Raw genomic sequence first — 13,152 nt, forward strand, 5'->3', positions numbered from 1 at the left:
ACAAAGAAAAACTATAACCAATTGAAAAATAAACATTTTATTTTTCGTGTAGAGACGCCACGCTTGGCGTCCACTCATTAAATCAACAAATTAAGGTTTGTCATCAGTCTGTCTCTCTCCCACAAGTGGGAGAGAGTTTTTTCAATTTTGTGCAACTGCTACATAATACCGCAATTAAGTTAAGAATAGTTTCTTTCTAATAGGAAACTGAGTTTCTATATAATTAAGTGGTAAATTCCTTTGTAAATTTAGCAGAAGAACTTACCGCTTAATTATTTTTCTTTCTATCTATGTCTAATTCTGCCCGATTTTCTATTTTTTTGATTCAAATCGGGCAATCTATAAATTCAGAATTTGATTATTTTTGTGAGTTTTATCACAAAATACCCTCTAATCGCGTAAATAACCTTTGTTTAAATGCCTTTTTATTTAAATATATTGCTGTTTCTTATTAAGTCTGCGTAAGTTTATATATTAACGGCTGGAGGCAGTATGACCATAGTGAATAGCAATGTGCCGTTGCTCTCAATGAAAAATATAAGTAAATCTTTCGTTGGAGTACAGGCTCTCAAGAATGTTCAACTAGAGCTTCACAAAGGTGAAGCCCACGCATTGATGGGGGAAAACGGAGCTGGAAAATCCACTTTAATGAAATGTTTGATTGGTGTTTATCAAGCTGATGAAGGGGAAATTATTTATAAAGGGAAGAAGGTAAATTATTCTTCTGTATTAGAAGCACAGCACGATGGAATAAGTATGATTTTCCAAGAATTAAATTTAATTCCGCATTTAACTGTTGCTGAAAATATATTCTTTGCTCGCGAACCTGTTAATTTTGGCATTGTTGATAAAGCCAAAATGAATAAAGATGCAGCTGAATTGCTCAATATGTTTGATATTGACGTAGAGCCTACCGATTTAGTTAAAGATCTTTCTGTTGCTCGTCAGCAGATGGTTGAAATAGCTAAAGCACTTTCTTTTGATGTTGAAGTTTTAATTATGGATGAACCAACTTCAGCTTTAACCGAAAAAGAAATTGAGAAATTATTTGAATTAGTTCGTCGTTTAAAAGAGAAAGGGGTGTGTATTGTTTATATTTCACATCGTATGGATGAATTAAAACAAATTTGCGACCGTATTACGATTTTTCGTGACGGAACTTACGTCTCTAGTCATCATTTTGATGATATTACAATGGATGAAATCATCACAAAAATGGTTGGGCGTACCTTAGACAACCATTTCCCACCGAAAACCGCTCAAATTAGTGATGAAATTCTGTTATCAGTAATGAATGCTGAACGTTATGGCGTTTTTGAACCTCTTAATTTTGACTTACTAAAAGGAGAAGTTTTAGGTATTACGGGGTTAGTTGGTGCAAAACGAACTGAGCTTGCAAGAGCGATATTTGGTGCAGATCAGTTAGATGCGGGTGAAATTTATGTGCGTAATAAGAAAGTAGTGATTCGTGATCCGTCAGACTCAATTAAGGCAGGAATTGCTTACCTTTCCGAAGACCGAAAATTAAATGGTGTCGCAGTACGAATGAGTATTCGTGAAAATATTACTATGGCATCAATGGACAAAGTAACCGATCAGCTTGGTGTGATTTCTCATACAGAAGAATTGAAAGCCAGCGAGACTTTCATAAAAAAAATGGAAATTAAAACACCAACGCCAGAGCAACTTGTGAATAATTTAAGTGGTGGAAACCAACAAAAAGTCGTTATTGGTAAATGGTTATTCCGAGATGCGAATGTAATGATTTTTGATGAGCCTACTCGTGGTATTGATGTGGGGGCTAAGTATGCAATTTATCAACTGATTGATGAGCTTGCAGCGAATGGCGTGGGGGTTATTGTTATTTCGTCTGAACTTCCTGAGATCCTAGGTATTACGGATCGAGTTATTGTAATGCGAGAAGGACGTATGACAGGTATGTTAGAAACGAAAAAAACAAATCAAGAAGAGATTATGCAGTATGCCACTGGCGTAAAAAATATGTTTAGTCACGAATATAAAAACTAAGGAGTAATCAAATGAACGATAAATACAAAGATATGCTACGAAAAATGGCAGCATTAGCAGGATTAGTATTGTTAGTTATTTTCTTTAGCGTGACTAACGAATACTTCTTTACGTCAAATAATATTATGACAGTAGGGTTACAAACTTCAACCATCGCCTTAATTGGTATTGGGGCGACCTGTGTCATTTTAACAGGTGGAATTGATTTAAGTACAGGCTCTGTTGTAGCTCTTTCAGGAGTTGCTGCTGCTATGATAGTCAATGCGGGAGTTCCAGTACCTATTGGAATGGTACTTGGTATTTTAGTTGGTGGGATTTGTGGTTTGATTAATGGGATTTTAGTCACTCGAATGAAACTTCCGCCATTCATTGCTACACTCGGTATGATGATGGTCGCTCGCGGTTTGGCTCTTTATGTAACGAATGCTGCACCTGTATCGGGTATGCCTGAATCCTTTGCGGCTTTAGGTAACGGAGCGTTATTTAAAATTGTAGAAGAAGGCTCGAATGGTTTACCTAAAGTTGTCTTTGCAGGCATTCCATACCCTGTGATTATTATGATCTTTATTACTGTCCTATTCACATTTGCTCTAACAAAATTAAAAGTAGGGCGTTATATCTATGCGATTGGCTCCAATGAAGAAGCCGCACGTTTATCAGGTATTAAAACTAACGTAATTAAAATTTATGCCTATGTTGCCAGTGGTTTACTTTCTGGTCTAACGGGCGTAATCCTTGCATCTCGTCTTGTTACCGCACAACCAAATGGTGGGGTTTCTTATGAATTAGATGCAATTGCAAGTGCAGTAGTCGGGGGAACATCGTTGATGGGCGGTGTGGGTACAATTCCTGGCACGTTAATTGGGTCATTCATTATCGGTGTACTCCGTAATGGTTTGAATATGAATGGCGTATCATCGTTTGTACAAATGATTGTTATCGGTTTGGTGATTATCGTTGCGGTTTCTTTAGACCAATTACGTCAATCTAAAAAACTTGGTAAAAAATAATCTGTTGATCCTATAGGAGATTTAACTATGAAAAAATTAGCAATCGTAACCGCAACTGTATTAGGTTTATCAACCCTTTTTGCAGGCTCTGCTTGGGCAAAATCTGATGAAATTGCTGTTATCGTAAAATCAGCAAACTCTACTTTCTGGCAAAATGTGCGTAAAGGTGCAGAAACTGCAGGTAAAGATATGGGAGATAAATATAAAGTTACTTTCCAAGGTCCTGAAGCAGAAACAGCAATCGATGCCCAAGTAAATATGGTTGATAATGCAGTAAATCGTGGGGTTGCAGGTATTGTTCTTGCTGCATCTGATCCTGTTGCTCTTGTTCCAGCAGTGAAAAAAGCCTATGAAAGCGGTATTCCTGTCGTATTGATTGATTCTGGCTTAAATAGCGATGGTAAATATTATCAATCTTTCCTTGCTACGGATAATCGTGCAGCAGGCAAACTTGCAGCTGAAAAACTACTCGCTAAAGTAAAAAGCGGTAAAGTTGCTGTGATGTCATTTACTCAAGGTGCAGCCTCTGCCATTGAGCGTACAGGTGGGTTTATTGATGAAGTTAAAGCAAAAGCAGATTATAAATTAATTGGCCCATATTATTCTGATTCAGAAATGGTAAAAGCATTAAACCAAACAGAAGACGTATTAGGTTCTAACCCAGATATTGCGGCAATCTTTGGGGCAAATGAACCAACTGCCGTAGGTATGGCTCGTGCAGTAAAACAAAAAGGCTTTGCAGGCAAAATTGTTGCCGTTGGCTTTGATGGTAACTCAGATCTACAAAACTTTGTACGTGATGGAACTTTAGACGGTATTGTGGTGCAATCATCTTACCAAATGGGCTATAAAGGTATTGATACTATCGGCAAACTCATTAAAGGTGAGAAAGTTGAGAAATTTATTGATACTGGTGTCGTTTATGTTACCAAAGATAATATAGATTCAGAAGAAGCTAAAGGAGTTTTGTACTAATTTAAATAAGACTCCCTGATCTTAATCCCAAAAGTCAGATTTAATTCAAGGACTGAGTTCTATATTGCACAGGACTCGGTCCTTTATAACTATTAGCTATTTTTTAACGGTTCTTCTTGTTGTGGTAGTTTTCTTTACTTTTTTCTCCGCAGGTGCTTTTTTCACCGTTCTTTTTGCCTTTGTTGGTGGAATTTCTGCTGTTGGGGATGCTAAATTGAGTGTTAGATTATTTGCATCTGCCCATTCAACTAATTTAGCTAAGAAAATATTTCCCATTGGGCGTGGATCGCCTGTAAATAATGTGGCTAGACCATTATTTTCAATGATATGACGACGTAATTCCAAACGCTCTTGATGATTTTCGGCTAATCGAATCGCTCTTTCGACATATTCATCAACAGTATTAGCAATCAACCATTCTGGTAAGCCTAAGCGTTTAAATAAACCTTCATCAATATGCTCGTGCACTTCAGGACCTGTTTTGCAAACACCAACCAAGCCAAGTGTTACCATATCAATAATGCCGTTGGTATTACCAAATGGGAATGGGTTTAGCATCATATCGCAATTATGTAGAATTGTTAGATATTGCTGATAAGGTGTATGAGGATGTGCCGTTGCACTGTCGCCTAAGTGGCTTTTGATAAAACGCTCAACATAAGGATGCGTAATTCCCATTGATTGCCCTAATGCAAAGTGGAAATGTACTTTTACATTTGCTCGCTCTTTAATTGCACGTAATGCTTCTAGGAAATAAGGGTTTAGCTTCATTGTGGTTGCGGCAATACCAATATTTACAACTTCAGGATTTTCTCTAAAACGATATTCTACATTGGTAGGTGCAAGAGCTGATGGTACATAAGGTAGAGCATCTTTTGGTAAGCGTAACAATTTTTCACTGAAACATTCTTCAGCACCCACATAATCATCTTCCACAATCACATATTCAATAAAATCAGAATATGTTGTGGCTGGGTGTCCTAGTGCGATAGCTTGAATTGGGGCAAGGCGTGTATTGCTTGCAAAAATGGTTGTTAAATCCATACCAATACTTGGCATATAAAGAATTGCAGCTTGATTGTCATCACAGATTTTCTTCAACGCAAGTAATTTATCAATAACACTGCTTTGATTTAATAAATGGAATTCATCGAATACAGCACGTCCAGCTTCATCTACGGCTTCATTACCTAATCCGATCAGGTAAAATTGCTCACGAGCAGCAATCATTGATGTTGAGTGTGTACGATAAATTGAATGGGCTGAATGGAAATGTTCTAATAAGACTACCATTACTGGTTTTCCATTACGGTAACCGATTGTTGATACATCACGATCTTGCCAATTCAATTCAAGTAAATGACGTCTAATAACTTGATTTAAGGCTTTTTTTACTAAATGCTTATTTTGCACTATATCATAGCTACAATGCATATAAACATCGTGGGAAATATTCGCTGGTAAACGATTTAGATTATTAAATTGAGCCAGTTTATCTGGGAACCATTGTAAGATTGCATTTCTTTTGGCAAATGATGAGCCAGTACCAATAAATCTTGGTGATTGTAATGCAAAACATAATGATGCACATAACTCTGGTGATAATGCCCAAAGAGCATCTAAATTTAAGCTAACGTTTGATTCTGGTAAGTAGAGAATACAGAATTTAATTACCGCGGCTTCAGTCGAAGCTATATGAATATCTAAAGGATCTTCTTTATTTGGGTTACAGTTATAACTTTGCAGAATATGATCTGCATTGACGTATGGAGATGTAGCAAATATTAGCGACAACCAACGTTGTAATGTTAAAAAGCGTTGTGCACCATCGAAGGAAACAACTAAATTAGGATCTTTAAACAGCATTGTGATCCCCATAGCCATTCTTGTACAAAAATAAATTGCTTTCTCTTTAGGCATATCAACCAATTGTTGTGGGCAATCAAATTCAATACCTTGAATATCCCCAAAATTGTTATCAATTTTACCAAGAATAGATAATAGCTCCGTACAAGCTAATTCATAATCTTTATTATCTATAGCTTGCTCAAATCTAAGAACATTTGGTGCTTGTTGTTCTGTCATTCCTATTCTCCTAGAAAAATTAACAAGTCCCCCACAGATCATATTCATCTGCGTGAGTAATTGTTACCGAAATAATTTGCCCAACTGCGACATTTTGCTCGGTTAAATTATCAATATAAACTACACCATCAATTTCAGGTGCATCTGCCATTGTACGACCAATAATGCCTTCATCATCAATTTCATCAATTTCATCAATGATAACAGGCAATACTTTTCCAATTTTCTGTTGTAATCGCTCTGCGGATATTTTTTGTTGCAATAACATAAAACGATGGAAACGATCTTCTTTAACTTCTTCTGGAACTTGATCTTCCATATCAGTAGCAACTGCCCCATCTACTGGGCTAAATTTAAAGCAACCTACACGATCAAGCTGTGCTTCTTGTAAGAAGTCGAGTAAAAGTTGGAAATCTTCTTCTGTTTCACCAGGAAAACCCACAATAAAAGTAGAACGCAAAGTGAGTTCAGGGCAAATTTCACGCCATTTTTTGATACGTTCCAAGGTTCTTTCAATAGAACCTGGACGTTTCATTGCTTTGAGAATTTTTGGGCTAGCGTGCTGTAACGGAATATCTAAATACGGCAAAATTTTGCCTTCAGCCATCAGTGGAATTAAATTATCTACGTGTGGATAGGGGTAAACATAATGTAAACGAACCCAAGCACCTAATGAGCCAAGTTTTTCACATAGCGTCATTAAATCATTCTTAATTGGCATTCCATTCCAAAAAACCGTTTTAGTGGCATTTTCTTTCTTTTTATCTAAACCGTAGGCGGACGTATCTTGTGAAACTACTAGAATCTCTTTTACACCCGCATCAACTAAACGTTTTGCTTCGTCTAAGACTTGTACAATCGAGCGGCTATCTAAATCCCCCCGCATTGATGGAATAATGCAAAATGTACAGCGATGATCGCAACCTTCCGAAATTTTTAAATAAGCATAATGTTTCGGCGTTAATTTAACACCTTGCTTTGGCACAAGACTAACATAAGGGTTGTATTCTGGTTTTGGCACATATTTATGGACGTGTTTCATTACCGCTTCATAACTATGTGGCCCTGTAATTTCCAATACTTTCGGGTGAACTTCTCGGATCTGATTTTCTCTTGCCCCTAAGCAACCTGTTACGATCACTTTGCCGTTGGCTTCTAAGGCTTCACCGATAGACTCTAATGACTCTTGCACCGCACTGTCGATAAAACCGCAGGTGTTCACAATCACTAAATCTGCCCCTTCATAGCTTGGAATAATGTTATAGCCATCAGAGCGAAGCTCTGTCAAAATACGTTCCGAATCCACTAAATTTTTCGGGCAACCAAGGCTAATAAAGCCAATGTTTGGTGCTGAATGCATAAATAATCTCGATAAAAATAATTAGGTAATAAAAATGAGTCTATTGTATATCAATAGGAAAAGGGGCAAATTGTACAAAAATTATTAAGAGAAAGCGATAATAAGCGGGCGGTTTATCGTAAAAATTTGCAAATTTTTGCCAAGAACCGACCGCTAGGAAGAAATTAACCTACACTGTTAAGCATTGCTAACACAATTGCGGAGGATTTTTCAGCTGCAAGTGGTAAAAATTCATCGAAAGAAAGGTGTGATTCTTTGTCTGCCACATCTGAAATCGCACGCACTACAACAAATGGCACTTGGAAAGCGTGACAAACTTGAGCAATAGATGCTGCTTCCATTTCAACTGCTGCCACAGTTGGGAAATCTTGGCGAATTTGAGCGATTTTATCCGCACCATTTACAAACAGATCACCACTACAAATTAACCCGACTACTGCATTAAAGCCTGCTTTTTGACTTTCTTTAGTCGCCAGCTCAACTAATTGTGAATTAGGCGTAAAACCTGCTGGATTTGCAGGCAGTTGCCCTTTTTCATAACCAAATGCCGTTACATCAACATCGTGGTGGCGGACATCGCTAGAAATCACAATATCTCCTACATTTAAGTTGCTATCTAATCCCCCCGCTGAGCCTGTATTGATAACCACATCAGGCTTGGTAAGCTGAATCAGTAATGTTGTACCAATCGCAGCAGCTGTTTTACCAATGCCCGATTGTAATAAGGCGATATTAGTATTATTAATTTTACCTTCATAGATTTTACAGCCTGCGATTTCGGTAATTTTAGGTTCCGCCATATAGCTAAGTAAAATTTCAACTTCCTGTGCCATCGCACCAATAATTGCTATTTTCATTGGGTTTTCTCCTGTTGTTCTTGTTGTAGTTTCTCGACTAAAAAATCTAACACTGCATAAGTGTAATCATCGTTATATAAGGTATTACGAATTAAAATATATTTTCCATTTAGTACCGCAATAGGCGTAATAGGTGGACCATATTGCACATAATGTTTTTCTGCTTGTTCAACGAGCTGTTTTACTGATTCTGAATCAAAAGTTTGGTGAAATTGTTCGATATTCAGTTGATTAGCGGTAAGCCAGCGTTTGATTGCATCATTATTTTCCACCAATTCTCTTTTATTTTTGGTATGTGCACTATCAAATAAGTATTTATCACTCAAATCTGGGCGGCCAATCGCTGTAAAAGTTGCATTCATTTGAGCAGTAAAACGAGAACCTTTTGGAAAAGCAGGTGAACGTACTAGTATCACTTTATCGCTATTACGTTTTGCATAAGCTGTTAAATAGTCATCTGCATCTAAGCAGATCTGACAGCCATATTCATAAAAATATTGGATTAACACTTTGTCTTTTGGTAACGGAATATCCAATGCTTTTTTATAGGAATAGTAGCCTTTTCCATCTTTAAAAAGCGGTTCGTTTTGCTGACTTTTTCGCAAATTACCCACAAAATCCAACCGCTTATTATTCAATGACTTATCAAAAATTCGTTGAATATCCGCTTGTAATGGCAACGCTAACCATAAGCTGAATAGGCATAATAAAGAGATTTTATATTTCATTTGGGTATCAATAATGTGGTGGTGGTGTTTCTTCCGCTTGGCTTGCGATATTACTCGGTTGCATTCCTTTAAGCTTTTCCGCCAAATGTCGTATTTGATTCTGTAATTTATCCACAGCAAATTGCTGTGTAATTAACGCTTGATTTAATTCTTCAATCGTTTGTTCCTGAAAAGCGACTTTAGTTTCAAGTTCGGTTAAATAATCCAGCACTTTTTCAAGATTTGTTGTCATATCCATCATAAAAAGGTTGTATTCAAAAAGAATACACTTTACCCTATCCCACTTTGTTTTTACACACTTTTAAAGGAAAACTTATGTTAAAAACTAAACTTTCAGCTATTGCGATTGTTGCAGGTACAATTTTTACTGCTCAAACAGCCTTAGCGAATAAAGCTGATCCTAAATTTGTTGATGAATCATCTTATGCTGTTGGCGTGTTGATGGGCAAAAACATTGAAGGCGTTATTGAATCGCAAAAAAATGTCTTTTCTTACAACCAAGAGCGTATTTTAGCGGGTGTTCAAGACACATTGAAAAAAAGCGGTAAATTAACCGATGAAGATCTTAAAAAACAGCTTGAAGCCTTAGATAAATACTTGCTTGAGCAAGAAACAAAAATCCAAGCAGAAAAAAATAAAGCGACCACAGAATCGGGCGATAAATATCGTGCAGATTATGAGAAAAAAGCAGGTGTGAAGAAAACAGAATCTGGCTTGCTATATAAAATTGAAAAAGTAGGTGAAGGCGAATCACCAAAAGCAACAGATACCGTAAAAGTTCACTACAAAGGCACATTAACAGACGGTACAGTGTTTGATAGTTCTTACGAGCGTAAAGAGCCGATTGAGTTCCAATTAAACCAACTTATCCCAGGTTGGATTGAAGCGATTCCAATGTTGAAAAAAGGCGGAAAAATGGAAATCGTTTTACCACCACAATTAGGTTATGGTGATCGTCAGGCAGGCAAAATTCCAGCAAATTCAACGCTGATTTTTGAAATTGAATTGCTTGATTTCAAACCAGCAAAATAAGTTTATTTCCCCCTTTTAAGTAAAGGGGGATTTCATTTTGGATATCTGTAATGAGTGCAACATTTAATCCCCTTTCTGATGAAGATCACGCTATTTTAGCGTCTTATTTCCCTGTCGTTGATGGTATTGCCGCCTTAATTGGAGAGCATTGTGAAATCGTGCTACATTCTCTAGAGTTTCTTGAACATTCGGCAATTTATATCGTCAATGGGCATAATACCGACCGTAAAATTGGTTCGCCCATTACGGATAGAGCGTTGTGGTCATTACATCATATGCAGACGGATAGTGTATCAAAACCGTATTTTACTCGAGCAAAAGGTGGTGTATTGATGAAATCGATCACCATTGCTATTCGTAATGGGAAACAGCACGTTATCGGGCTAATTTGCATCAATCTCAACTTAGATGTGCCAGTATCGCAATTTTTAAGCACTTTTGTTGCCCCACAAGATACCGATACTAGTGTGAATTTTGCTAGTTCGGTTGAAGACTTGGTAGCACAAACGATAGAAAGCACGATTGATGAAATCCAAAATGATCGCAATGTCGCCAATAACAATAAAAATCGACAAATTGTAACAACGCTATTTGAAAAAGGGATCTTTGATATTAAAGATGCGATTAACCAAGTGGCTGAACGCTTGGATATTTCTCGCCATACCGTTTATCTCTATATTCGCCAAATCAAACAGGATAACGAATAATGCACTATGTTCTTGCCATAAAAGGCAGTGTATATGGCTCGCAATCTGCCTATTTAGCTTATCAAGTTGCTAATGAATTATTAGCGGCAGATCATTCCATTTCACAAATTTTCTTTTTTCAAGATGGCGTGAGCAATGCGAATAAATGGGTTGATCCTGCCAGTGATGAAATCAATTTAGTCGAAAAATGGAAAAATTTAGCCGAAACTCACCGCTTGTCGTTACATCTTTGTATCGCAGCAGCCCAACGCCGCGGTATTGTTGAACGTAATCTTGCTGATGGTTTTGTATTGGCGGGGTTAGGTGAATTTAGCCAAGCGGTTTTAACTTCCGATCGATTACTGACTTTTTAAAATGAAAAAATATAAACTTGCGATTGTTTTTACCCAACCGCCTTTTGGCTCAAGTACCAGCCGAGAAGGGTTAGATGCATTGCTTGCTGCAAGTGCCTTTTGTGATGAAGATGAAATTGCGATTTTATTCATCTATGACGGTGTTTTCAATTTAGTGGCTCATCAGCAACCTAACCAAATTTTACAAAAAGATCATATTGCCACATTCAAATTACTTGAGCTTTACGAGCTTAGTGAATGTTTTATTTGTCAAAATTCCCTTGAAGAACGGCAATTACAGCAAGCAGAATGGGTATTAGACGAAATACATTTTGTTGAGCGACAACAGATTTTTGCTCTATTACATCAAGCGGAAAAGATACTTACTTTTTAACTTATAGGTTTAAAAATTATGCTTTATACCTTCTCAAAAGCACAATACGATCTTAATCAACTGCAAACAATCCTTTCACAAGTTCAGCCTGAAGATGCGGTTGTTTTATGGCAAGACGCTGTATTACAAGCGGTCAAATACCCCGAGATTTTTGCAACTATCACTAATCTTTTTATATTAGAGAACGATCTACAAGCAAGGGGATTAAAAACCGATTTTAACGTGATTTCCCTAAGTGAATTTGTTAGGATAAGTGAGCGATATTACCCGCAATTTGCATTATAGGTGGTGAAGATGGATTTACACGCAATTCGAGAAGATTACAGTAAACAAGCCCTTTCCCAAGCACAATGTGCAGATAATCCACTAACACAATTTCAGCAATGGCTGACAGAAGCAATCAACGCTAAAGTAAATGAACCAACCGCAATGAACGTGGCAACTGTTCAAGATAATAAACCTTCGAGCCGAATGGTATTGCTTAAAGAGCTTACCGAACAAGGCTTTGTCTTTTTTACTAACTACCAAAGCCGTAAAGGACAACAGATTAGCCAAAATCCCAATGTGGCTCTTACATTCTTTTGGCCAGAACTGGAACGTCAAGTACGGATTGAAGGTATCATTAGCCAAATTGCTGCATCCGAATCGGACGCTTATTTTCAAACTCGCCCTTATACAAGCAAAATTGGTGCTTGGGCAAGCTACCAAAGCCAACCGCTAAAAAGTAAACAAGAATTGCTTGCTAGAGCAGCAGCCTTAGCATTAAAACACCCATTATCTGTGCCACGTCCACCACATTGGGGCGGTTATTTGGTTGTTCCAAATTATGTTGAATTTTGGCAAGGTCGCCCAAGTCGCTTGCACGACCGTATTTGCTACCAACTGAAATATAATCAATGGCATAAAAGTCGATTATCGCCGTAGCTGTTATGTGTTTAAATGGTATAGTAGACAAAATTATTGTTAATGAGGAATTTAGATTAACTGCTACGATCAGTTAGAAAATTGGGCTAATTTCGCCAATTTTATGAGAATTTTATCGCAAATTAGCGGAAATTCGGGTAATCTATGCGACGTTTTGCTCTGTGCATTTTATGCAGAGTTTCCCTTTTATTTTTTAATTTCAAAACGGATCTCACTATGGATATTCGCAAAATCAAAAAACTTATCGAACTTGTTGAAGAATCAGGCATTACTGAACTAGAAGTTTCAGAAGAAGAAGGTACAGTACGCATTAGCCGAGCAGCACCTGCTGCAACACAAGCTGCTGTACAATATGTTGCAGCTCCACAAGTTGCACCTGCAACCTCAGCAATCCCTGCTATACCAGCAGCTCCTGCTCCACAAGCAACAGCTACTACGTCAGTAGCGCCTGCAGAAGTGAGTGGGCACGCAATTCTTTCACCAATGGTAGGTACTTTCTACCGTAGTCCAAGCCCAGATGCAGCACCATTTGTTGAAGTGGGTAAGACAGTAAAAGCTGGTGATACACTTTGTATTGTTGAAGCAATGAAAATGATGAACCGCATCGAATCAGATAAAGCAGGGGTAGTAAAAGCTATCTTAGTAAATGATGGCGAAGCCGTTGAATTTGATCAAAAACTTTTCATTATTGAATAATTCATTTCTCTCAAGCGGTGAGAT

15 protein-coding genes are annotated in these 13,152 nt (G+C 37.5%); 10 read left to right on the top strand and 5 right to left on the bottom strand.

The features are described 5' to 3' along the window. Positions 1–492: 492 nt before the first annotated feature. From ACWIW0_RS05555 to ACWIW0_RS05565, 3 genes are read left to right on the top strand one after another with little or no spacing between them, the layout of a single operon-like run. Positions 493–2,028, top strand: a complete 1,536-nt coding sequence (locus tag ACWIW0_RS05555) for a sugar ABC transporter ATP-binding protein (RefSeq protein ID WP_454452543.1) — start codon at positions 493–495, stop codon at positions 2,026–2,028. Between the two features lie 11 nt (positions 2,029–2,039). After that, positions 2,040–3,038 carry an ABC transporter permease gene (locus ACWIW0_RS05560; protein ID WP_454452544.1) on the top strand — a complete coding sequence of 333 codons (999 nt, stop codon included), beginning with the start codon at positions 2,040–2,042 and terminating at the stop codon, positions 3,036–3,038. A 27-nt stretch (positions 3,039–3,065) separates the two neighbouring features. After that, complete coding sequence (locus ACWIW0_RS05565) at positions 3,066–4,013, top strand: ABC transporter substrate-binding protein (RefSeq protein WP_157394962.1); 948 nt, start codon at positions 3,066–3,068, stop codon at positions 4,011–4,013. 96 nt (positions 4,014–4,109) lie between these two features. On the opposite strand, the gene ACWIW0_RS05570 is transcribed toward ACWIW0_RS05565, so the two are convergent. The 5 genes from ACWIW0_RS05570 to ACWIW0_RS05590 form a co-directional block, all read right to left on the bottom strand. After that, on the bottom strand, positions 4,110–6,098 hold the full coding sequence (locus ACWIW0_RS05570) for a UDP-glucose:protein N-beta-glucosyltransferase (RefSeq protein WP_454452545.1): 1,989 nt from the start codon (positions 6,096–6,098) through the stop codon (positions 4,110–4,112). 19 nt (positions 6,099–6,117) lie between these two features. Beyond that, positions 6,118–7,458 carry a 30S ribosomal protein S12 methylthiotransferase RimO gene (gene rimO / locus ACWIW0_RS05575; protein ID WP_454452546.1) on the bottom strand — a complete coding sequence of 447 codons (1,341 nt, stop codon included), beginning with the start codon at positions 7,456–7,458 and terminating at the stop codon, positions 6,118–6,120. A gap of 164 nt (positions 7,459–7,622) precedes the next feature. Next, positions 7,623–8,315 carry a 5'-methylthioadenosine/S-adenosylhomocysteine nucleosidase gene (gene mtnN / locus ACWIW0_RS05580; RefSeq protein WP_454452547.1) on the bottom strand — a complete coding sequence of 231 codons (693 nt, stop codon included), beginning with the start codon at positions 8,313–8,315 and terminating at the stop codon, positions 7,623–7,625. Further along, positions 8,312–9,043 (bottom strand): thiol:disulfide interchange protein DsbA/DsbL, encoded by a 732-nt coding sequence (locus tag ACWIW0_RS05585; RefSeq protein ID WP_454452548.1) that lies wholly within the window; start codon positions 9,041–9,043, stop codon positions 8,312–8,314. Before ACWIW0_RS05585 ends, mtnN begins: the two co-directional genes overlap by 4 nt. A 7-nt stretch (positions 9,044–9,050) precedes the next feature. Then, a complete protein-coding gene (locus tag ACWIW0_RS05590) occupies positions 9,051–9,275 on the bottom strand; it encodes a SlyX family protein (RefSeq protein ID WP_454452549.1) in 225 nt (74 codons plus the stop codon). An 83-nt stretch (positions 9,276–9,358) separates the two neighbouring features. Between ACWIW0_RS05590 and fkpA the strand changes: the two genes are divergently transcribed. The 7 genes from fkpA (at position 9,359) to accB (ending at position 13,128) form a co-directional block, all read left to right on the top strand. After that, a complete protein-coding gene (gene fkpA, locus ACWIW0_RS05595; RefSeq protein WP_454452550.1) occupies positions 9,359–10,075 on the top strand; it encodes an FKBP-type peptidyl-prolyl cis-trans isomerase in 717 nt (238 codons plus the stop codon). Between the two features lie 50 nt (positions 10,076–10,125). Next, positions 10,126–10,782, top strand: a complete 657-nt coding sequence (locus ACWIW0_RS05600) for a helix-turn-helix transcriptional regulator (RefSeq protein WP_454452551.1) — start codon at positions 10,126–10,128, stop codon at positions 10,780–10,782. Continuing rightward, complete coding sequence (tusD, locus tag ACWIW0_RS05605; RefSeq protein WP_454452552.1) at positions 10,782–11,135, top strand: sulfurtransferase complex subunit TusD; 354 nt, start codon at positions 10,782–10,784, stop codon at positions 11,133–11,135. Before ACWIW0_RS05600 ends, tusD begins: the two co-directional genes overlap by 1 nt. 1 nt (position 11,136) lies before the next feature. After that, on the top strand, positions 11,137–11,508 hold the full coding sequence (gene tusC, locus ACWIW0_RS05610; RefSeq protein ID WP_454447236.1) for a sulfurtransferase complex subunit TusC: 372 nt from the start codon (positions 11,137–11,139) through the stop codon (positions 11,506–11,508). Between the two features lie 18 nt (positions 11,509–11,526). After that, positions 11,527–11,793 (top strand): sulfurtransferase complex subunit TusB, encoded by a 267-nt coding sequence (tusB, locus tag ACWIW0_RS05615; protein ID WP_454447237.1) that lies wholly within the window; start codon positions 11,527–11,529, stop codon positions 11,791–11,793. Positions 11,794–11,802: 9 nt separating this feature from the next. Next, on the top strand, positions 11,803–12,432 hold the full coding sequence (pdxH, locus tag ACWIW0_RS05620; RefSeq protein WP_454452553.1) for a pyridoxamine 5'-phosphate oxidase: 630 nt from the start codon (positions 11,803–11,805) through the stop codon (positions 12,430–12,432). 216 nt (positions 12,433–12,648) lie between these two features. Next, the gene (accB, locus tag ACWIW0_RS05625) at positions 12,649–13,128 is read left to right on the top strand and encodes an acetyl-CoA carboxylase biotin carboxyl carrier protein (protein WP_454452554.1); all 480 of its coding nucleotides are present in this window, start codon (positions 12,649–12,651) and stop codon (positions 13,126–13,128) included. The last annotated feature ends 24 nt before the right edge of the window (positions 13,129–13,152 follow it).

This window comes from Ursidibacter sp. B-7004-1, from assembly GCF_053654055.1.